Raw genomic sequence first — 21,011 nt, 5'->3', positions numbered from 1 at the left:
GAGACAGCGGCGTCGCCGCCACCCGGCTCGGAGCAAGAGGCGAACCGTTCCGCTCAGCGGCCGGCTTTCACCCTGGTCCATTCGCGCGTGACGATCTTCTGGATCGGCTGGTCCGGGGCCGTGACGGTGAACAGCCGCTTCATCGTCGCCGCATCGGGATAGATGGCCCGGTTTTCGGTGATATCCTTGTCGACGAGCGGTCGCGAGGCGGCGACTCCATTGGCGAAATTGGTGATCTTGGTGTTGCGGGCGGCGATCTCCGGCCGCAGCAGATAATCGATGAAGAGATGCGCCTCATCCGGGTGCGGCGCGTCCTTGGGGATGGCGAGGCTGTCGAGCGACATCAGTGTCCCTTCCTGCGGGATCACATAATTGATCTCGACGCCATTGGCGGCCTCGCGCGCGCGATTGCGCGCCTGGAAACTGTCGCCGGCCCAGCCGATGGCGAGGCAGATGTCGCCATTGGCCAGCGCATTGATATATTCCGAGGAGTGGAATTTCTTTATGTGGCGCCGCAGGCCCGAGAGCAGATCGGCGGCGCGGCGAATGTCGCCCGGCTCCTTGGAGTTGGGATCGAGCTTCAGATAATTGAGCGTGATCGAGAACAGATCTTCGGGACTGTCGAGCACATAGACGCCGCAATCGGCGAATTTGCGCAAATTCTCGGGCTTCAGCACCTGATCCCAGGAGGTGATCGGCTTGTCGCCGATGCGCTCCTTCACCTTGGCGACATTGTAGGCAATGCCGGTCGTGAACCACATATAGCTCACCGCATGGGCGTTGCCCGGATCGTAGCGGGTGAGGCGCTGCGCGATCTCCGGCCAGAGATTGTCGAGGTTTTTCAGTTTGGTCTTGTCGAGCGGCCGATAGACGCCGGCCTTGATCTGCCGTTGCAGAAAGGTCGCCGATGGAACGACGACGTCATAGCCGGCGTTGCCGGCGAGCAGGCGCGTCTCCAATATTTCGTTGGAATCATAGGTGTCATAGACGACTTTGACGCCGGTCTCGCGGGTGAAGTCCTCGAGCACGCCCGGGTCGATATAGTCGCTCCAATTGAAGATATTGACGATCCGCTCCGCGCCCTGCGCGCCGACGGCGCCGCCGATGAGAAGCAGACATGCGGCGAGGATTCTCATTCTATCGGCTCTCCCTCATCGCCCGGCGATTCGCTTCGCCGCTTGCGCGGCGCGCCGCCTCATGGGCACAATGTCTCACGACCGCACTCCCGCCGTTTCGAGATGCTCCCGATGGACATGGCGCGTCCGATCGAAAGTCTGCGCGAACAAAACGCCCGTCTCGTGACGCGCGGCGCGCGCCGCTATCTTCGCGCCGCGGGTTTTTCCGTGCTCGCGGAGCTGCCGCTGCCGGGCGGCCGGCGCGCCGATCTCGTCGCGCTCGGGACGGATGGCGCTTTGCGCATCGTCGAGGTGAAGAGCTCGCTCGCGGATTTTCGCGCCGATCGCAAATGGCTGGACTATCGCCTCCATTGCGACCGCTTCTATTTCGCCATTCCCTGCGATCTGACCGAGGAGGCCTTTCCGACGGACGCCGGCCTCATCGTCGCCGATGCGCATGGGGCGATGCTGACGCGCGAGGCGCCGGTCCACAAGCTCGCGCCGGCGAGCCGCAAGGCCATGCTGCTGCGCTTCGCGGGCGCTGCGGCGGAGCGGCTTCATTACGCTTTGCATCGCGACGAGTTCTGAACCGCGCCGCCGCGCATCATCTGGGCGCGCTCATCGCGGCGCACGCTTGGCCAAAATGCGTTGCAGCGTGCGGCGATGCATGTTGAGGCGGCGCGCCGTCTCCGACACATTGCGATCGCAGGATTCATAGACGCGCTGAATATGCTCCCAGCGCACGCGATCCGCCGACATCGGATTGTCGACCGCATCAGGCTTGTCGATCTTGGTCGCCATCAGCGCGTGATAGATTTCGTCGGCGTCGGCGGGTTTCGCCAGATAATCGAAGGCGCCGAGCTTCACCGCCGTCACCGCCGTGGCGATATTGCCATAGCCGGTGAGGATGATGCCGCGCGCGTCCGGTCGTTTCACCTTGAGCGAGGAGATGACGTCTATGCCATTGCCGTCGCCGAGCCGCATGTCGATGATGGCGAAAGCGGGCGGGGCGGCCTCGACGGCCGCGAGCCCTTCCGCGACGCTCTCCACCGCGGTGACGAGGAAGCCGCGCGCCTCCATCGCGCGCGTGAGCCGGCCGAGGAAAGGCTTGTCGTCCTCCACGATCAGCAGCGAGCGCTCCTGCGGGAGCTCCCCGAGCGCGGCCTCCACGGCCGCGTCGAAATCCGTATGTTCGGCTGCGCCAGCGTCGTCGATCATGCGTCGTCGTCCTGGTTTCGGTTCGTTCAATATAACATCACGCCGCGTCGGACGCAGGCGTTTGTTGGTCCAAGTCGCGCTCACGTCCGGCCGCCTCGCCGCCCGCCGCCGACCGCTCGAACGCGCTGCGCGGCCAGTTGATCGTCACCTTGGCGCCCGTCAGCGGAGCTTGGACATTGGCTGTCGTCACCGTCGCGCCGGAGCGCTCGAGCAGCGTCTTGGCGATGAAGAGGCCGAGGCCGAGGCCGGAGCCCGGCTCGTTTTTCGTGCGCCGATCGGTCGGGCGTCCACTGACATATGGGTCGCCGAGGCGGTTCAAAATCGCCTGCGAGAATCCCGGTCCGTCGTCCTCTATGACGATGACGACGAGCTCCTTCGACCACAGCGCCTCTATGCGCACGCGCGAGCTGGCGAAATCGACGGCGTTCTCGACGAGATTGCCGAGCCCATAGACGATTCCCGGATTGCGCGAGAAGGTCGGCTCGTCCGGAGGGCCGCGCCGCGTCAATTCGATCGCCACGCCGAAGGCGCGATGCGGCTCGATGACCTCCTCTAGCAAAGTCTCGAGCGTCTGCATGTCGAGCAGGCCCCCCGTATCGGCCTGGCCGAGCGAGACCAGCTTGCGCAAAATCTCGCGACAACGCCGCGCCTCCTGCGCGAGCAGCGCGAGATCGTCGGCGAGCGCCGGCGCCGTCGACGGCGCGGATTTCTGCAGCTCCTTCGTCACCACGGCGATGGTCGCGAGCGGCGTGCCGAGCTCATGGGCGGCGGCCGCGGCGAGCCCGTCCAGCTGCGAGAGATGCTGCTCGCGCTCGAGCACCAGCTCCGTCGCCGCCAGCGCCGTCGACAATTGGCGCGCCTCGTCGGAGACGCGGGCGGCGTAGAGGCCGACGAAGGCCGCGCTCAGCAACAGCGCCGTCCACACGCCCGTGCGATAGAGCAGCGGGAAATGCAGCTCGACCCCTTCGTACCAGGGCAGCGGCTGATATTCGACGGTCAATATGGTGGCCGAGGCGATCATCAGCACGCCGAGCAGAATGGTCAGCTTGCGCGGCAGCGACACGGCCGAAATCATCACCGGCGCGAGAAACAGCATGGCGAAGGGATTGGCCACGCCGCCGGTGAGATAGAGCAGGGCCGAGAGCTGCAATATGTCATAGGACAAGAGCAGAGCCGCCTCGCCGTCGTCGAGGCGAAACGTGCGCGTCGTGGCGAGCCGCAGCGCGGCGTTGAGGCAGGCCGAGGTCGCAATGGCGATGAAGCTCAGCCCGATCGGGAAATCGAACTGAAAATAGAAGAAAGTGACGAGCGTCGCGAAGGTCTGGCCGGCGATCGCCAGCCAGCGCAGGATGATGAGCGTGTCGACGCGGAGCTGGCGGGCCTGATGGCCGAAATCGGCGTCGGCGGGATTGGTCATGTGGCGGTGTCGTCTCGAAAATTGCAGCAGCGCGAGACGCGCGACTTTTCGATTTGTAGCGCGTTTCGCCTGCGCTCCGCAGCGATTTTCCGTAGGACTATATGCCGCGCCCCCTTGCCGCGCGCCAGAGCCGCCATTGCCGCCGCCATTGCGCGGGCTCGGCGATGGAGCGGAACGGGTCGAAGCCTTTGCGCTCCATTTCTGCTAGATAGAGTGGAATCAAGGCTGCGGGCAGCAGAGCGGCGCGCGCGGGGCCGTCGCCGCGCACCGCTGTGCGCGCCTTTTCGAAATATTCGCGCGCTTTTCCGCGTAGCTCCGCCAGCGCTCCCGCAACCGCGGGCGTCGCCTCGGCCCCGGCGAAATCGCTCTCGGCGCGATGGCGCGCCAAGAGATCGACGGGCACGAATCGCTGCCCCTGCGCCAGATGGCGGGGCAGGGCGCGCAGAATGGCCGTGAGGCCGATGGCGCGCCCGGCGTCGCGCAGCGCGTCTTCCTGCCGGCTCGCGTCCTGCGCGTCGATGGCGATGGCGCGCCAGCGCATGGGCGCGCCGAAGACGCGGTCGCAATAGGTCTCCAGCGCCGCGAGACTCTCCATCGGCTCGTCATAGAGATCGAAACTATGGGCCTCGAGCAGTTCGACGACCTCCTCGCGCGCAATCGCATGGCGGTCGAGCGTGTCGATGAGCGCGTCGGCGATGGGATGGGCGCGCGCCGCTTCGCTATCGGCCGCCGCCTCCAGCGAATCGTACCACCAGCGCAGGCGCATCTCGCCGAGAATCGGCTGCGAGACGCGTGCGCGCACGCCGGCGATCTCGGCGGCGAAAGCGCCGATCGCATGGAGGTGCGGGCGCGCGCTCGCGGGCGCGAAGAGGCCGGCGAGCCAAAGGTCCAGCTCCTGCTCGCGCAGCGCCGCCTCGCAATGCCGATAGTGATCGGCAAGCTCCGTCCGGCGATCGGTCGCGGCGTCGTCCATGGAGGAAAAACCCTCGTCAGCGCTCACACCATGATCAGCACGGCCGCGACGCGCCGGTCTTCGTCGAGCAGCATATTATAGGTTCGGACCGCCGGCCCCGTCGCCATGGCCTCGACCATGATTCCCGCTTGTCTAAGCCGGGCGCGCAGCGCCGCGGAAGGCGGCCGCAGATTCTCTCCGGAGCCGAAGATCAGCAGCTCGACCGTCCCCGCGGGCTCGGCGAAGAGCGGCGCGAGCGCCGCCTCGTCGATCTGCGCCGCCGCTACCGCGTCCAGCGCGTGAATTCCGGAGGGCAAAGCGAGCAGCGAGCCGCGATGCGACATTTCCGCGAAGCGAAAGCCGCCGCCGCCATAGGCCTCGACCCTATGGCGGCCCGGAACGAAGCCTCGACCCTGCTCTGCCATTCGGGGCGGCCTTCAGGCCGTTTTGGGCTTGGCGCGCGTCGTCGCTTTGGCGGCGGCCTTGCTCGGGGCCGCCTCCGGCGCCTTGTCGGTGTCCTCGTTGCGCAGGCCGAGATAGATCAGCATGGGCGAGCAGATGAAGACCGAGGAATAGGTGGCGACGAAAATGCCCCAGATCATGGCCAGCGAGAAGGAGCGGATCACATGGCCGCCGAAGATCGCCAGCGACAGCAGCGCCAGAAACACGGTGGTCGCGGTCATGATCGTGCGCGGCAGCACCGCGTTGATGGAGAGATCGATCATCTGATCGGTCGGCATTTTCTTGTATTTGCGCATCATCTCGCGAATTCGGTCGAGCACGACGACGGTCTCGTTCAGCGAATAGCCGACAATGGTCAAGATTGCCGCGATCGACGTCGTGTTGAACTCGAGCTGGGTGAGCGAGAAGAAGCCGACGGTGAGCAGAAGATCGTGCATCGTCGCGATGACCGCGCCTATGGCGAATTGCCATTCGAAGCGGAACCACAAATAGGTCAGCACGGCGACGATCGACAGCACGACGCCGAGCGTGCCCGATTGCACCAGCTCGCCGGAGACGCGCGGGCCCACCACCTCGACGCGGCGCAGCTCGTAATCGCCGCCGACGGAATTGCGGACTTTCTCCACCGCGGCCTGCTGGGCGGTGTCGCCGCCCGTCTGCGGGCCGAAGCGCAAAGTCGCATCGGAGTCATTGCCGAAGGACTGCACCTCTATGTCGCCGAGCTCGAGCTTCTCGAGGCCCGTGCGCAGCGTCGCGATCTCGGCGTGGCCGGATTTGGCGCGCAGCTCGATGACCGTGCCGCCGGCGAAGTCGATGCCGAAATTCATGCCGATGAAGACGAACAGCAGCACAGAGCAGATCGAAAGAACCGCCGAGAAAGGATAGCTCACGCGGCGGAACCGCATGAACGGGAATTTGGTGTTCTCCGGGGCGAGACGCAGCAGCTTCATATCTGTTTCACCCTCAGATCGGCAGGCGCGTCGGGCGCGCGAAGTGATACCAGACCGCGATCATCATCCGCGTCATGGTGACGGCGGTGACGATGGTCGTCAGAATGCCGAGCGCGAGCGACACGGCGAAGCCGCGCACGGGGCCCGATCCGAGGAAATAGAGGATCGCCGCGGCGACGAACATCGTCACATTGGAGTCGACGATGGTCGCGAAAGCGCGGTTGAAGCCCGCGTCCAGCGAGGCGAGGATCGAGCGCCCGCCATGCTGCTCCTCGCGGATGCGCTCATAGATCAGCACATTGGAGTCGACCGCCATGCCGATCGTCAGCACGATTCCGGCGATGCCCGGCAAGGTCAGCGTCGAGCCGAGCAGCACGAGGCCGGCGAAGATGAAGGCGATATGGACGAACAGCGCCAGATTGGCGAAGATTCCGAACACGCCATAGGTGATGAGCATATAGACGACGACGAGGCCGGCGCCGACATAGGCCGCGCGCTTGCCGGCGTCGATCGAATCCTGGCCGAGGCCGGGGCCGACGGTGCGCTCCTCGATGATGTCGAGCTTGGCCGGCAGGGCGCCGGCGCGCAGCAGGATCGACAGATTATTGGCCTGCTCGACGGTGAAATGGCCGGAGATCTGGCCCGAGCCGCCGGTGATCGGCTGCAGGATGCGCGGCGCCGAGATCACCTTATTGTCGAGCACGATGGCGAAGAGCCGACCGACATTCTTGGAGGTCACTTCGCCGAATTTCTGCGCGCCGCGAATGTTGAAGCGGAAATTGACCACCGGCTCGCCGCCGCGCTGCTGGTCGAAGCCGGGCTGGGCGTCGGTCAGATCCTCGCCCTGCACCATGATCTGCTTCTCGATGGCGATCTTGCCCGGCTGGTCGACCTGATCGAGCTCCTCGAGCTCGGACTGGCTCTGGCCCGGCTCGGCGACGAGGCGGAACTCCAGCTTGGCGGTCTGGCCGAGAATGGTCTTGAGCTGCTCGGGATCCTGGAGGCCGGGCACCTGGACGATGATGCGGTCGTCGCCCTCGCGCTGAATGCTGGGCTCGCGCGTGCCGAGCGCGTCGACGCGGCGGCGGATGACCTCGATCGACTGGTCGACGGCGTGGCGGACCTTGTCGGTCACGCCGGCGTCGGTGACGACGATCTGGACCAGTCCGTCGCCCGAATCGCGCACGTCGAGAGGCGACGCGCCGCCGACTTTGGCGCCGGCGAAACTATGCGCGAGATTGCGGAATTTCGGCAGCACTTTGGCGCGGTCGGCGGCGTCCGGGATGCGCAGCTGCACGCCGCGCGCCTGCGCGCCTATGCCGCCGGTGATGGCGACCTTCTCCTCGCGCAGGATGCGGCGGACGTCGTCGCGCAGATTGGTCACCTGCGTGTGCAGCACCGAGGCCTTGTCGACCTCGAGCATCACATAGGAGCCGCCCTGAAGGTCGAGGCCGAGCACGATGGTGCGCGGCTGCGCCCAGGAGGGGAGGGCGGCGGCCAGCGATTTCTGGCTCGCCGGCGCGAGCATGCTCGGGACGACGACGAGAACGGCGGCGAGCGTCAGCGCCAAAATCGCGATGATCTTCCAGGTGGCGAAGCGCAGCATGGATCGTCGGTCCTGTGAGGGCGGTCCAGAGGGGCCCGGCGCCGGGGATCGGCGGCCGGGGTGGGGGCGGGCGGCGCGTTGCGCGCTAGCGCGAGGCCGCTTGGTCCTTCACCGGCTCACCCTTGGCGCGCACCTCGGTAATGGCCTGGCGTAGCACGCGCACGCGAATGTTCTGGGCGATCTCGACCTCGACCTCGGCGTCGTCGACTGTCTTGGTCACTTTGCCGATCAGCCCGCCGCTGGTGACGACAGTGTCGCCGCGCCGCACATTCTTGAGCGATTCCTTCTGCTCCTTCGTGCGGCGCGCCTGCGGCCGCAGCACGATGAAATAGACGATCAGAGTGACGAGCAGCAGCGGGACGAGCTGCGTGATCATATCGGGGGCCTGAGCCGCCGGGGGAACGCCCGCATCCGGCGTCGCCTGCACAGTGGCGCTGGGCGGGACCGGCGGCGCCGAGGGAGCCACGGGAACCGGAGGAGCGGTGGGGGCGGGCGCAGCGGGAGGCGTCGACGCCGCAGGGGCGTCGGTCTGGGCTTGGGCAGTTTGGATCAATTTCATGTTCGATCTCTTGGAATCGGCGCGCGCGCCTTCGTGCCGGCAGGAAGCCGCCTTGCAACGGGCGCGGACTATAGCCGGCCCTATCCCGAAATCAATGGCGGCGGGCGCCGCGTCACTTCGCCTTCGTCGGTAGGAATTCGGCGAGGTCTGTGCGACAACTCACAGTCGGCGGCCTCGGCGGGTATTAAGTCGCTTCTTGGAAGCATCGGGGCGGAGAGGCTCCAGGCGCTTCGCAGCGAAGGTGAGGAGAAATCCGATGTTGCACAAATTATCGCTCGTCGTCGCTCTGGGCGCTGCGCTCGCGCTGCCATCCGAGGCTTTTGCTCAGCATCACGGCGGCGGCGGTCATGGCGGCGGAGGCGGCTGGTACGGCGGCGGCGGCGGCGGCGGAGGCGGCTGGCACGGCGGTGGCGGTCATGGCGGAGGCGGCTGGCATGGTGGTGGCGGCTGGCATGGCGGCGGAGGCGGCTGGCATGGTGGCGGCCACGGCGGCGGCTGGCGCGGCGGCCCCGGCTGGCGCGGAGGGCCCGGCTACGGCGGACGCGGCCGCTATTGGCATGGGCGTTGGTATGGCTATGGTGTCGGGCCCTGCTGGCGCTGGGTCGGCTATTGGGTCTGGGCCTGCTATTGAGGGCCAGCGCCCGCTCGGCGCCGTCAGGCGCCGAGCTCGCGGGCGAGGCCGCGCATGAACTCGACGCAGGCCGCAAGCTCGGCCACTTCTATATATTCATCCGGCTGATGCGCCTCGTCGATGCGGCCCGGGCCGCAGATGACGCTCGGAATGCCCGTCTGCTGGAAGTGTCCGGCCTCGGAGGCATAGGGCACGGCGATGGTGCGATTGGCGCGGGCCAGCCGTAGCGCCAGCGTCTCCGCCGGCGAGCCCGGTTGCGGCGCGAGGCCTGGAACCTCCACCTCCATCCGCGTCTCGATCCCGGTTCCGGGGAAGGGAGCGAAATAACGCTCGGTCAGCTCCGCGGAATAGGCGGCGAGCCTTTCCTCGACGATTTTTTCGGCGTTCGTCCCCGGCACGCCGCGAAGCTCCCAGTGGAACGCGCAATCCTTGGCGACGATATTGCGGGCCGTCCCGCCCTCGATCGCGCCGATATGCAGGGTGGAGTAGGGCGGGTCGAAGCGGCCGGTGGGATCGCCCACCGCGACCAGCTCCTCGCCGATTCGCAGCAGCTCCGCGCCGAGCAGCAGAGCCGTATGCACGGCGCTGACGCCGCGATGCAGATTGGCGGAGTGAATCTCGAAGCCACGCACCTTGGTGACGAAGGTCGTCACGCTCTTATGCGCGTCGGCGACCTGCATGGAGGTCGGCTCGCCGATGACGGCGGCCGCCGGCCGCGGCAGATCGTGGCCGAGGCGCCCCAGCAGATCGAGCGGCCCGAGGCAGGTGGTCTCCTCGTCATAGCTCAGGAAGATGTGGATCGGGCGTGTGAGCCCCGCCGCCTTGAACTCGGGAATCATCGCGAGGCAGACGCCGGCGAAGCCCTTCATGTCGACGGCGCCGCGGCCGAGCAGCCGATCGCCCTCGCGGCGCAGAGTGAAAGGATCGGCGGTCCAATTCTGCCCCGTGACCGGCACCACATCCGTATGGCCGGAGAGCACGACGCCGCCTTCGATCGGCGGGCCGATCGTCGCGAATAGCGCCGCCTTGTCCCCCTTTGCGTTGGGCGCGCGGATAAAAGGCACGCCCTGCTCACGCAAATAGGATTCGACGAAATCGATGAGCGCCAGATTGGACTTGGAGCTCTCTGTGTCGAAAGCGACGAGCCGGCTGGTCAGCTCGATCGCGCGCTCGATGGTCGACATGTCCCGCTGCGACATGTGGACGGCTCAGTTGAGGGTCGGCTTGGAGAGCGGGCTGTCCAGCGAGAAGGCCGGCACTTCTATGTCGAACGTCTCGCCGTGGGGGGTGATCATCGTATAGCTTCCCTTCATCAGTCCCGAGGGCGTCGAGAGCGGACAGCCAGAGGCGTAGCGAAACGTCTCGCCGGGCTCGAGAACCGGCTGCTCGCCGACGACTCCGGGCCCTTTCACTTCTTCCCGACGCCCATAGGCGTCGATGATGATCCAATGGCGTGACAGCAATTGGACACGTTCTTTGCCGAGATTGGCGATCTCGATCGTATAGGACCAGACGAAACGATCGTTGGCGGGGTCCGACTGCTCCGGCAGGAAGTCGGGCAGGGCGGTGACCTGAATGTCGCGTGTGACGGATATATACATGGGGCCTACTCTAGGACGCGGCGCGTCGAAGGTGAATGTGGATTGCGTCGGCCCCTGCTGTAAAAGCAGGCGCCGACCCACCTCTGTGAAGCAAAATCTGTGACATAATAGACGCGGGTCAAGAAAGGGGCTTTCGTCGGAACGAGCGTGGGAGCTCTTTGTGCGCCGCCATTCGCGGCCTCTGCTGTCGGCTCCGACGCCTGCGCGTCCCTAGCCGCGGCCCAGCCCCAGCCCCATGTCTCGCGCGACGACCGAAGCGTCGCCTTCACGCCGATATCAATGCGGGGCGGCTCCGTCGATCTGGTAGATCAGATATCGACGCCCCGTGTCGTCTTCGGGAGTCGTCGTCGAAATGCATTTTCCAAAGGGTTCGAGGAAGCGGAAATCATGTGCGAAAGGCGGTCTATCGGGCTGGTAGGCGGGAGCCGCCCATTCGTTGAACTGGTCTAATATCAGATATTTTATGTGGCCGAGGTGCGGGCGAATGAAATTTTCTAGCTCTAGCGGGCTGAGATAATGCGCCATTCCGACGCCCAATAGCACGTCGATCGTTCCTTCGATCTGGTTCAGTCGGCTGCAATCGCCTTCGATCCAGACGACATTTGCAAATGGATGGACAATTCGGGCGGATTTTATCGCCATTTTATCCGGATCGATCCCGAATTTCCGCGGCGCGTCTATATTGGCGATAATGTCGCCCAGACCGCAACCGATCTCCACCACGCAGGTTGGATCGAGGCCGGCGGCGAGGTCGGCGACATACTTCTTATACGAGCGGCTACACCATGGGTTGCCGGCGTGCCAGGGATGGAATCCATAGAAGAAGCGCAGAGCATGCAAGAAGGACGAATAGAGCTTGCAGGCCAAATATTTCGTTGCGCCTCGCCTTTGGATAGTTTCGATTCTGCGTTTCGTGACATCGACGATGCTCATGACGAGTCCTTGCAAATACAGTTGTGTCTCGAAAAAATTTTCGTGGGCGGAGCGCTCCATGCGGCGCGCCGGTGTTTCGTCGCTCGAAAAAAGGCTGCATCCAGCATTGCGCGCGCAGCAAAATCGCCGCGCCGCGAGCTGATGTGGCGGCGGACCGAAGCGGCTGCGTTCTCCCTTCATCAGTCCCGCTGGCGTCGAGATCGGACAGCCTGGGCATTCTAGGATGCATCGCGCCGCAGGGGAATGAGGGTTGCCTCGCCCCTGTGGCGCAAGTCCGCGGCGAATGGTTGCTGGAAAATCTGTGACATAATTGACACGGATCGAGGAAAAGTCCCCCCGTCGCCTCGGAGTTCGATTGCCCGAGTCGTGGGCGGCGCGTAACTTCTGTCGGGCCAAATCTTCCCGAGCGGCGACCGGTGGCGATGCGTCGATTGTGTCTTCGCAAAATATTGGCGGTCCTCGCCCTGGCGCTTCAGGCGCTGACCTTCGCCTATGGCGTCGGCGCGTCGCCCGCGGCCGCGCATAGCCGCAGCGAGGCCGGCATTTGCGACGCCCTCGGCGCCGCGGTCGACCGACGCGCTCCTGCCGGCGGCCACAGGGACACCGGCGCCTGCCTCGTTTGCCAATATTGTCTCGACGGTTTCTCGCCATTCGTTCCTTTGTCCGTCGCCGACCATCTCGCCGACCGGCGCGGCGTGGCGGCGGCAGATCGAATGCTCGGCGCGACGATCGGACTGGGCTTCGATCTCGCGCGCGCGCACCGCGCTCGCGCTCCCCCGGCCTCGGCCTGACGTCCTAGCGCCGCGGCCGAGCGTCGGCGGCTTATCATGGCAGACATTTTTCGCCGCAGCCCCAAGAGCGCGGACGGGATGGTCGGCTTTCCCAAATTCGTCATCGTCGAGGATCGTCGCGCCGGCCGGAAGCGCCGCTGGCCGCGGTCCGGAAAAGCGCCCGCATGAAGGCGCTGGAGGGTAAAATATGCTGGATCGCTCCAATTTGCGGCGCGGCGTCTCCGCTTGTGCGCTGGCCTTTTCGCTCGCCGCCGGGACGGCGCGAGCGCAAGAGGCGCTACCCAATATCGACATCGCTGCGCAGAATGGCGGTGAGGGACAGGGCTCCGCGCGAGCGCCCGAGACGCCCGTCCGCCGCGCGATTCCCGACAATATTCCCGCCGTGGTGGAGAGCGTCACGCGCGCCGACATCGACCGCACCGTCAATGTCATGACCACCGCCGAGACGATGAAATATCTGCCGAGCGTGCTGGTGCGCGAGCGCTTCATCGGCGACCGCAACGGCATATTGCAGACGCGCGTCAACACGCCGATCGCCGGGGCGCAGAATCTCGTCTACGCCGACAATATTCTGCTCTCCAATCTGTTCGGCAACACATTCAGCACCGCGCCGCGCTGGGGCATGGTGTCGCCCGGCGAGATCGACCGCATCGACCTCATCTACGGGCCTTTCTCTGCGCTCTATCCCGGCAACTCCATGGGCGGCGTGATGACGATCACGACGCGCATGCCGGAGAATTTCGAGTTTCACTTCTCCGGCAACGCCGGTCTGCAGCCTTATTCGCTCTACGGCTCCAAGGAGAACAATCTCGCCGGCGACATGAATCTTCTCGTCGGCGACAAGATCAACGATTTCTCCTTTTGGGTGAGCTACGACCGGCTCGACGCTCAGGGCCAGTCGCAGACCTTTCCGGGCGGCAATGTCAAATCGGGCTCGGGCACGCCGATCCTCGGCGGCTATGCCGACATAGACCAGGCGGGCAATCCGCGCTTCGTCGGCGGCGCCAATCAGGCCGACCATTCCGAGCAGCATATGGCGAAGATAAAGCTAGATTACGAGCTTTTGCCTAAGGTCCATGCGACCTATCAGCTCGGCTTCTGGTCGTTGATCGACAACACCTATCCGACGAGCTACATCACCGACAAGAACGGCGTGCCGATCTACAACACGCAGAACGGCAATGTGCAGATCGGAAACGCGGTCTTCCCCTTCACCGTCAATCCGAGCCATGGCGACGCCTCGCATCTGATGCAGGCGCTTTCTTTGAAGTCCGACACCAAGGGCGTCTTCGACTTCGACTTCTCGGGCACGTCCTATAATTATCTGCGCGACTACAACAACACGGCCAAGGCCTACGGCTGGCTGCCCAACGCCGCGGGAACCGCCTATTCGATCAATCCGGCGGGCTCGAACGTCAATCAGACGGGGTCTTTCTGGCATACATTCGACGCCCGCGGCATTTGGCGGCCCGAATGGACAGAACTCGGCAAGCACGAGGTCTCGGTCGGCGCGCATTGGGACATTTATTCGCTGGCCCAGACGCAGACCAACACCAATGTCTTCACCGACAATTATTACAACTCGATCCAGGCGATAAACCTCGGCAAGACGGAGACCAAAGCCGTCTATCTCCAGGATGTCTGGTGGTTCGCGCCGAAATGGAAGCTCACTTTCGGCGGCCGCGAGGAGTTCTGGAGCGCTTTCGGCGGCGTCAACAACACGCTCGGCCAGAAATACACGCCGGGCTTCGCCGGCTGGCCGCCCATGCTGGTCACGCCGCCGACGCTGCCCGCCGTCACGAAATCGGCCTTCTCGCCCAAGGCGGCGATCGAATATCAGGTCTTTCCCGATCTCACGCTGCGCGGCTCGGTCGGGCGCTATTATCGCTTCCCCACCGTGCTCGAGCTGTTCCAGAATATTTCGGGACCCAGCTCCATCTCGATCAGCAATCCGACTCTGCAGCCGGAGAGCGGCACGTCCTATGATCTCACCGGCGAATATGTGACGGACAATGTATTCGACGGCCTCATCGGCCAGGCGCGGCCGCGCATCTCGCTGTTCATGGACCAACGCTGGAATGCGATCCTCTCGCAGACGGATTTCACGACCGGCGTCTCTGTGTCGCAGAACTCCAATGTCGGCAAGGCGGTCTTTCGCGGCGTCGAGGCCGCCGTCGTGCTGAAGGATGTCGTCTGGAAGGGTCTCGACTTCAACGGCAGCCTGACCGTTACCGACGCCAGGGTCGTGTCCGACTATCAGCAGCCCTGGGTGCAAGGGATGCAATATCCCCGCATTCCGCGCATCCGCATTCGCGCCGTCGCCTCTTATGCGCCGACCGACGAGTTCTCGATCGCGGCCGGCGTGCGCTATGCGACAGGCGCCTTCGTCAGCCTCAACAACAACGACTTCAACCACGACAACTACGGCAGCGTCGACAGCGAATATCTCGTCTTCGACGCCAAGGCGACCTACAGACTGACCAAGGAATGGACGCTCAACGCCGGCGTCGACAACATCGGCCGGTGGAAATATTACGTCAATCCGAATCCCTATCCACAGCGGACCTATTTCCTCGGTCTGAAATACGACTTCGGCGGCCCGGCTTCGGGCATGTTCTCCGATGTGAAGCTCGGCGCAAAATAGGGCGCTTTCCGCTCGAGCGGAATCGTTCGAGCGATCGGAGTGTCGAGCCGCGATCGAGACGACGGCGGGGAGCTGATGCTGCGGCGCATCACATTCCCCGCCACTCGGTCTCTTGCCCCGCGGGGTGAATTACGACAGACTTTCGCCCCGTCGCAGGCAGGAGCGTTCATGCGCCGGAATCTGGTCAGCATATTGCTGTTTTCGTTGGCGTTGGCCATTCAGGCCATTGCGCCGGCGACGGCAGGGCTCGTCCAGTCCTCGCTCGCTCCGCGGCAGATTTGCGCGACTCTCGCCGATGTCTCCGCCGCGACCTCGGCCGCGCCCACGGGCCATTCCGAGACCGGGCCTCGGCTTTGCGATCTTTGCGCTCTGTGCTGCGGCGGCGGCGCGGCTCCGCTGGCGGCGCGTCCGGAAATCGCGGACGTCGCTTCGCCGGACTGGGCTTTCGCCGAATGGGCGGCGACCGTCCGCCGGATCGTGGTTTTCCAGCCCGATCACGCGCGGCGGGCGCGGGCGCCGCCCCTCTCCATCTGACTTTCTGACCGACGCCGACCGCCCGTATCGCTCGCGGGTGTCGACCATCGTTTCGAAAATGATGATGCGGCGCGAAAAGGCGGCGCGGGGAGGGGAAAAAGTGTTTCGATTTTCGATGGACAATCGCGCCGGGCTCGGCGCGTTCATTCGTGATTTTCTGCGGACGCTCACCGGCGAGCGGCGCGCCTTCGGCGTGTTCGAGACGCGCGGCGCGATCGTCATCCCGCTTCCGCAGCGCGAGGCGGAGCCCGAGCCTCAGCCGGCGCCCCTGGTCGCGGCGCGGCGCAGCGGCCGCCTGATCGACCTCGAGCGCCGGGCCAAATTCGGCCAGTTCGGCTCCTGACGGCCTCAGCCGCGCGCGGCGGCGAGGCCGCGCGCCAGATCGTCGATGAGGTCGTCCGCGTCCTCGAGCCCGACCGAGAGACGCAGCAGCCCGTCGCCGACGCCGATACGCGCCCGCGCCTCCGGCGTCAGCCGCTGATGCGTCGTCGTCGCCGGATGGGTGATGAGGCTCTTGGCGTCGCCGAGATTGTTGGAAATCTTGACGATCTTCAGCGCATTGGCGAGGCGGAAGGCCGCCGGTTTGCCGCCTGCGACATCGAAGGTCACCAGCGTGCCGCCGCCCGTCATCTGCCGCCGCGCCAGCTCCGCCTGCGGATGATCGGCGCGGAAGGGATAGAGAACGCGGGAAATCTCCTTCTGCTCGGCGAGGAAATCGGCGATTTTCGCCGCGCTCGCCGTCTGCTGCGCGACGCGCAGCGGCAGAGTCTCCAGCGCCTTCAGCATGGTCCAGGCGTTGAAAGGCGACAGCGCCGGCCCGGTCTGGCGCAGGAAATTATGGATATTCTCCTCGATCAGCGCCTGCGACGCGAGAATGACGCCGCCGAGGCAGCGGCCCTGGCCGTCTATGTGCTTCGTCGCCGAATAGACGACGACATCCGCGCCGAGCTCGAAGGGCTTTTGCAGCAGAGGCGTCGCGAAGACATTGTCGACGACGAGCCGCGCGCCGGCCTCATGGGCGATATCGGCGATGGCGCGAATGTCATAGACCTCGAGGCCCGGATTGGTCGGGCTCTCGAGGAAGAACAGCTTCGTCTCCTTACGGACGGCGGCCTTCCACTCCTCGAGATTCGCGCCGTCGACCAGTGTCGAGGCGACGCCGAAGCGCGGCAGCAGATCCTCGACCACATAGAGACAGGAGCCGAACAGCGCCCGCGCCGCGACAATATGATCGCCGGCGCGCAGCTGCGCGAGCAGGGCGGCGGTGACGGCGGCCATGCCGCTCGCCGTGGCGCGCGCGGCCTCGGCGCCCTCGAGCAGGCACATGCGCTGCTCGAACATGGCGACGGTCGGATTGGAGAAGCGCGAATAGATGAAGCCCGGGTCCTCGCCCTTGAAGCGGGCCTCGGCGGCCTCCATCGTCGGATAGGCGAAGCTCTGCGTGAGGAACATCGCCTCGGACAATTCGCCGAATTGGGAGCGCAGTCCCCCGCCATGGACCAGCTGGGTCGCAGGCCGCAGCTTCTTCTTGTCGTCGCTCAATTTTCGTCTCCCCGTGCGGCGCGAGACGCACCACTGCGGCAAAAAGCGGATTTCACGAGGAAACCCGGCCTTTTAGCGCCTTTTTTTAACGTGGCGGCAAGCCGGCCGGCTCAAAGAACCACGCGTTCGATATATAGAATGCCCAGAAGGACGCGGCCAAGTCAACCGCGGCGGCGTTTCCTTCGTGTCCTTGGCGTGTTCGTGGATTTTTTACCTCTTAGCTTTCTTTCGTTGGAGCGAATTCCGATCGAACGATTCCGTTCGATCGGAAAGCGCTCTAAGACGCAAAGGACACGAAGGCGTGGGGCGTGTAAGGTCCCACGACGAGTGAATTTTTGTGACAGGAGTTCAGATGGCGTCCGCGCCCGCCGCGTCCTTCTCTTACGGCGTGCTCTCTTGCGAGCAGATTCGCGAATTGGCGGCCGCGGGCGCGATTCTCGCGACACGGCCGATCGAGGATGGGCAGCATCAGCCGGCGAGCCTCGATCTGCGTCTCGGGCCCAAGGCCTATCGCGTGCGGGCGAGCTTTCTGCCGGGCAAGCGCCGCAGCGTCGAGGCGCTGCTCGCCGAGCTGACCTATGACGAGATCGATCTCGAAGGCGTCGGCGCCGTGCTCGAGCGCGGCTGCGTCTATGTGATCCCGCTTTTGGAGAGTCTCGCTTTGCCGCCGGATATTTCCGGCGTCGCCAACCCCAAGAGCTCGACCGGGCGGCTCGATATTTTCACCCGCCTCATCACCGACGACACGGAAATTTTCGACCATGTCGCGGCGGGCTATCGCGGGCGGCTCTATGCAGAAGTCTCGCCGCGCAGCTTCAGCGTGCGCGCGCGCCAGGGCTCGCGGCTCGACCAGCTGCGCCTTCGCCGGCGCGATCCGGGGGCGGAGCTGACGCTCTCCGACGCGGCGCTCGCGGCCGAGCATGCGCGCGCGCCGCTCGCCGATGGCGAGCTGACCCTGCGCGACGGCCTCATCCTGCGCGTCGCGCTCGACGGGCTCGGCGATGTCGTCGGCTATCGCGCGCAGAAACATACGGATGTGATCGACGTGGACTGCGTCGATCATTACGCGGTCGAGGATTATTGGGAGCGGCTGACGCCGCGGCGCGGCCGCAAGCTCATCCTCGATCCGAATGAATTCTATATTCTCGCCTCGCGCGAGCGCATCCGCATCCCCTCGCATCTGTCGGCCGAGATGATGGCGATCGACCCGGCCATGGGCGAGTTCCGCGTCCATTACGCCGGCTTTTTCGATCCGGGCTTCGGCTATGGCGAATCGGGGCGGCCGGGCAGCCGCGCTGTGCTGGAGGTGCGCAGCCATGACGTGCCTTTCATATTGGAAGACGGGCAGGTCATCGGCCGGCTGGTCTATGAGTCCATGGCCGCGGAGCCGACGATTCTCTACGGCCAGAGCGGGGTCTCCAATTACCAGGGCCAGGAGCTGAAGCTCTCCAAACATTTCAAGGCGCCGTGAGCGCGACAGGGCGTCGCCTCGCTTTTCGTCGATAAACTGCAATAGTTCGGTGAAACAAGGAGCGGTGGCCGTCACCGTTTCGTCGCTCCGCTCCACGCGATGACGGCGCGGCGCCGATTTCGAACGCTAGATGTTGTGATATGGACAAAGGCATGACAGAGAGCCGCTCCATCGTCGACGCCGCAGGGCTCGAGGCACTGCTCGAGGCTCTGCGTCAGCACGGCTATTCACTCATCGGCCCCACCGTGCGCGACGAGGCGATCGTCTATGACGAGATCGCGACGCTGAATGATCTGCCGCGCGGCGTCGGCGACGAGCAAGACGGCGGCCATTATCGCCTGACGCGTCGCAATGACGAGGCGCTGTTCGGCTATGTCGTCGGCCCGCAATCCTGGAAGAAATTCCTGCATCCGCCCGTGCTGCGCCTGTGGAGCGCGCGGCGCGAGGGCGACGAGCTGCGCGTCGAGGCCGAGCCCGAGACACATGAGAAATTCGCCTTCATCGGCGCGCGCTCCTGCGAGTTGCACGCCATCGCCATTCAGGACCGCGTCTTCCTCGGCGGAGATTACATCGACTCGCATTATCGTGCGCGGCGCGAGGATGTCTTCATCGTCGCGGTGAATTGCGGCGTCGCCGGCGGCGCCTGCTTCTGCGTCTCGATGGATACGGGCCCGAAGGCGACGATGGGTTTCGATCTCGCGCTGACCGAGATCATCGCCGGATGCTCCTTTCTCGTCGAGGCGGGGACGGAGGCGGGCAGGGCGCTGCTGGAGACATTGCCGCATCGCGCCGCGACCACCGGCGAGATCGAGGATTCCGAGGCGATCCTCGCGGGCACGGCGGCCAATATGGGCCGCAGCCTCGAGGCCGGCGATGTGCAGCAATTGCTCGCGCGCAATCTCGATCATCCGCGCTGGGACGATGTTGCCTCGCGCTGCCTCGCCTGCACCAATTGCACAATGGTCTGTCCGACCTGCTTTTGCACGAGCGTCGAGGACACGAGCGATCTCGCCGGCGTCGAAAGCGCGCGATCGCGGCGCTGGGATTCCTGCTTCACGCTGGATTTTTCCTATATTCACGGCGGCAGCGTTCGGCAGAGCGTCAAATCGCGCTATCGCCAATGGATGACGCATAAGCTCTCCACCTGGCATGACCAGTTCGGAACCTCGGGCTGCGTCGGCTGCGGGCGCTGCATCGTCTGGTGCCCGGTGGGCATAGACCTCACCGAGGAAGCGCGCGCCATTCGCGAGAGCGACGCGCAGAAAGGCGCGACATGATCGAGAGCATCGAGCATATCGTCAAAGAGCATCGATTTTTCGCCGGAATGGATGCGGAAATCGTCCAGCTGGTCTCCGGCTGCGCCAAGAATGCGCGCTTCGATCCCGGACAATATCTCTTCCACGAAGGCGATGGCGCCGATTGGTTCTATCTGCTGCGCAATGGCCGCGTCGCCATCGAGCTGCGTGATCCCGCGCGCGGCGCCGTGACGCTGCAGACGCTGCGCGAGGGCGAACTCTGCGGCCTCTCCTGGCTGGTGCCGCCCTATCGCTGGACCTATGACGCGCGCGCGATCGATCTCGTGCGCGCCATCGCCGTCGACGCCGCCTGCCTGCGTCGCAAGAGCGAGGCCGATCCGCGGCTCGGCTATGAGATGATGAAGCGCTTCATGCCGCCGCTGCTCGAGCGGCTGCAGGCGGCGCGACTGCAGATGATCGACATATATGGCGCCCATGGTTGACGCATTTCCGACGGCGCGCGCTGGAGACCCCATGATTGCGCCCATGGTTCCGCGCGTCGCGCGTATCGCCAAGCGCCGGCGCGAGATCGCCGATGTCGTGACATTGGAAATCGAAGGCGGCGCTTTCGATTTCGCGCCCGGGCAGTTCAACATGCTCACCGCCTTCGGCGTCGGCGAGGCGGCGATCAGCGTCAGCGGCGATCCGGCGGAGAGCGCGCGTCTCGTTCATACGATCCGCGCCGTCGGCGCCGTCTCGCGCGCGCTCACCGAGCTGCATCCGGGCGAGCCGATCGGTCTGCGTGGACCTTTCGGGCGCGGCTGGCCGATGCAGGAGGCGGAAGGGCGCGATGTGATCGTCGTCGCCGGCGGGCTCGGCCTCGCGCCGCTGCGTCCGGCGCTCTATCGCTTGTTCGCCGAGCGCGAGAAATATGGCCGCATCGTTCTGCTTTTCGGCGCGCGCAGCCCGCAGGACATTCTCTTTCGCGACGAGCTCGAGGACTGGCGTGGCCGCCTCGATGTCGAGGTGGAGGCGACGGTCGATCATGCGCGCGGCGACTGGCGCGGCAATGTCGGCGTGGTGACGTCGCTGATCTCGCGCGCGAGCTTCGATCCGTCGCGCGCGCTCGCCATGCTCTGCGGGCCGGAGATCATGATGCGTTTCGTCGCCAATGCATTCGTCGAGATGGGCGTCGCCGAGGAGCGCATCTATCTCTCGATGGAGCGCAATATGAAATGCGCGATCGGCTGGTGCGGCCATTGCCAGTTCGGGCCGGTCTTCATCTGCCGCGACGGGCCGGTGTTTCCCTATTCGCAATTGCGTGGCCTCATCGCGAAGAAGGAAATCTGA

The 21,011-nt window shown here is 65.1% G+C and carries 22 protein-coding genes and 1 riboswitch; of the genes, 10 read left to right on the top strand and 12 right to left on the bottom strand.

Annotation, left to right across the window (positions count from 1 at the left end):
* Positions 1-53: 53 nt before the first annotated feature.
* Positions 54-1,136 carry a polyamine ABC transporter substrate-binding protein gene (locus AC6IY7_RS00495; protein WP_497781018.1) on the bottom strand — a complete coding sequence of 361 codons (1,083 nt, stop codon included), beginning with the start codon at positions 1,134-1,136 and terminating at the stop codon, positions 54-56.
* 111 nt (positions 1,137-1,247) lie between these two features.
* Between AC6IY7_RS00495 and AC6IY7_RS00490 the strand changes: the two genes are divergently transcribed.
* Positions 1,248-1,703 carry an MmcB family DNA repair protein gene (locus AC6IY7_RS00490; protein WP_497781017.1) on the top strand — a complete coding sequence of 152 codons (456 nt, stop codon included), beginning with the start codon at positions 1,248-1,250 and terminating at the stop codon, positions 1,701-1,703.
* A 30-nt stretch (positions 1,704-1,733) separates the two neighbouring features.
* Here AC6IY7_RS00490 and AC6IY7_RS00485 read toward each other — a convergent pair whose 3' ends face one another.
* From AC6IY7_RS00485 to yajC, 7 genes are all read right to left on the bottom strand, one after another.
* A complete protein-coding gene (locus AC6IY7_RS00485) occupies positions 1,734-2,333 on the bottom strand; it encodes an ActR/PrrA/RegA family redox response regulator transcription factor (protein WP_497781016.1) in 600 nt (199 codons plus the stop codon).
* A 37-nt stretch (positions 2,334-2,370) separates the two neighbouring features.
* On the bottom strand, positions 2,371-3,750 hold the full coding sequence (locus AC6IY7_RS00480; protein WP_497781015.1) for an ActS/PrrB/RegB family redox-sensitive histidine kinase: 1,380 nt from the start codon (positions 3,748-3,750) through the stop codon (positions 2,371-2,373).
* A 97-nt stretch (positions 3,751-3,847) separates the two neighbouring features.
* Complete coding sequence (locus AC6IY7_RS00475) at positions 3,848-4,723, bottom strand: phytoene/squalene synthase family protein (protein WP_497781014.1); 876 nt, start codon at positions 4,721-4,723, stop codon at positions 3,848-3,850.
* Between the two features lie 23 nt (positions 4,724-4,746).
* Positions 4,747-5,127: an Mth938-like domain-containing protein gene (locus AC6IY7_RS00470; RefSeq protein ID WP_497781013.1), complete on the bottom strand. Its 381-nt coding sequence runs from the start codon at positions 5,125-5,127 to the stop codon at positions 4,747-4,749.
* A gap of 12 nt (positions 5,128-5,139) precedes the next feature.
* Positions 5,140-6,114 (bottom strand): protein translocase subunit SecF, encoded by a 975-nt coding sequence (gene secF, locus AC6IY7_RS00465; protein WP_497781012.1) that lies wholly within the window; start codon positions 6,112-6,114, stop codon positions 5,140-5,142.
* Between the two features lie 13 nt (positions 6,115-6,127).
* Entirely contained in the window at positions 6,128-7,720 is a 1,593-nt protein-coding gene (gene secD, locus AC6IY7_RS00460; protein WP_497781011.1) for a protein translocase subunit SecD, read from the bottom strand.
* Positions 7,721-7,805: 85 nt separating this feature from the next.
* Complete coding sequence (gene yajC, locus AC6IY7_RS00455; RefSeq protein ID WP_497781010.1) at positions 7,806-8,279, bottom strand: preprotein translocase subunit YajC; 474 nt, start codon at positions 8,277-8,279, stop codon at positions 7,806-7,808.
* A gap of 256 nt (positions 8,280-8,535) precedes the next feature.
* On the opposite strand from yajC, the gene AC6IY7_RS00450 reads away from it, so the two are divergent.
* On the top strand, positions 8,536-8,910 hold the full coding sequence (locus AC6IY7_RS00450; RefSeq protein WP_497781009.1) for a hypothetical protein: 375 nt from the start codon (positions 8,536-8,538) through the stop codon (positions 8,908-8,910).
* 23 nt (positions 8,911-8,933) lie between these two features.
* Here the strand turns inward: AC6IY7_RS00450 and argE are convergent, their stop codons facing one another.
* The 3 genes from argE to AC6IY7_RS00435 form a co-directional block, all read right to left on the bottom strand.
* Positions 8,934-10,094 (bottom strand): acetylornithine deacetylase, encoded by a 1,161-nt coding sequence (gene argE / locus AC6IY7_RS00445; protein WP_497782753.1) that lies wholly within the window; start codon positions 10,092-10,094, stop codon positions 8,934-8,936.
* A 24-nt stretch (positions 10,095-10,118) separates the two neighbouring features.
* Positions 10,119-10,511 (bottom strand): Co2+/Mg2+ efflux facilitator ApaG/CorD, encoded by a 393-nt coding sequence (apaG, locus tag AC6IY7_RS00440; protein WP_331937960.1) that lies wholly within the window; start codon positions 10,509-10,511, stop codon positions 10,119-10,121.
* A gap of 276 nt (positions 10,512-10,787) precedes the next feature.
* The gene (locus AC6IY7_RS00435) at positions 10,788-11,504 is read right to left on the bottom strand and encodes a class I SAM-dependent methyltransferase (RefSeq protein ID WP_497781008.1); all 717 of its coding nucleotides are present in this window, start codon (positions 11,502-11,504) and stop codon (positions 10,788-10,790) included.
* Between the two features lie 371 nt (positions 11,505-11,875).
* On the opposite strand from AC6IY7_RS00435, the gene AC6IY7_RS00430 reads away from it, so the two are divergent.
* From AC6IY7_RS00430 to AC6IY7_RS00415, 4 genes are all read left to right on the top strand, one after another.
* A complete protein-coding gene (locus tag AC6IY7_RS00430; protein WP_497781007.1) occupies positions 11,876-12,235 on the top strand; it encodes a hypothetical protein in 360 nt (119 codons plus the stop codon).
* 187 nt (positions 12,236-12,422) lie between these two features.
* Positions 12,423-14,879, top strand: a complete 2,457-nt coding sequence (locus AC6IY7_RS00425; protein WP_497781006.1) for a TonB-dependent receptor — start codon at positions 12,423-12,425, stop codon at positions 14,877-14,879.
* 168 nt (positions 14,880-15,047) lie between these two features.
* On the top strand, positions 15,048-15,413 hold the full coding sequence (locus AC6IY7_RS00420; protein WP_497781005.1) for a hypothetical protein: 366 nt from the start codon (positions 15,048-15,050) through the stop codon (positions 15,411-15,413).
* Between the two features lie 100 nt (positions 15,414-15,513).
* Entirely contained in the window at positions 15,514-15,756 is a 243-nt protein-coding gene (locus tag AC6IY7_RS00415; protein ID WP_497781004.1) for a hypothetical protein, read from the top strand.
* Between the two features lie 5 nt (positions 15,757-15,761).
* On the opposite strand, the gene AC6IY7_RS00410 is transcribed toward AC6IY7_RS00415, so the two are convergent.
* A complete protein-coding gene (locus AC6IY7_RS00410; protein WP_497781003.1) occupies positions 15,762-16,955 on the bottom strand; it encodes an O-succinylhomoserine sulfhydrylase in 1,194 nt (397 codons plus the stop codon).
* A gap of 52 nt (positions 16,956-17,007) precedes the next feature.
* A riboswitch (SAM riboswitch) is annotated at positions 17,008-17,087 on the bottom strand.
* 220 nt (positions 17,088-17,307) lie between these two features.
* Between AC6IY7_RS00410 and AC6IY7_RS00405 the strand changes: the two genes are divergently transcribed.
* The 4 genes from AC6IY7_RS00405 (at position 17,308) to AC6IY7_RS00390 (ending at position 21,011) form a co-directional block, all read left to right on the top strand.
* Positions 17,308-18,426, top strand: a complete 1,119-nt coding sequence (locus AC6IY7_RS00405; RefSeq protein WP_497781002.1) for a 2'-deoxycytidine 5'-triphosphate deaminase — start codon at positions 17,308-17,310, stop codon at positions 18,424-18,426.
* A 152-nt stretch (positions 18,427-18,578) separates the two neighbouring features.
* Entirely contained in the window at positions 18,579-19,703 is a 1,125-nt protein-coding gene (locus tag AC6IY7_RS00400; RefSeq protein ID WP_497781001.1) for a 4Fe-4S dicluster domain-containing protein, read from the top strand.
* Entirely contained in the window at positions 19,700-20,164 is a 465-nt protein-coding gene (locus AC6IY7_RS00395; protein WP_497781000.1) for a cyclic nucleotide-binding domain-containing protein, read from the top strand. The genes AC6IY7_RS00400 and AC6IY7_RS00395 overlap by 4 nt, the downstream gene beginning before the upstream one ends.
* A gap of 31 nt (positions 20,165-20,195) precedes the next feature.
* The gene (locus tag AC6IY7_RS00390) at positions 20,196-21,011 is read left to right on the top strand and encodes an FAD/NAD(P)-binding protein (protein ID WP_497780999.1); all 816 of its coding nucleotides are present in this window, start codon (positions 20,196-20,198) and stop codon (positions 21,009-21,011) included.

This window comes from Methylosinus sp. is20ea (assembly GCF_059718135.1).
This window is presented reverse-complemented; position numbering and strand designations above follow the sequence as displayed.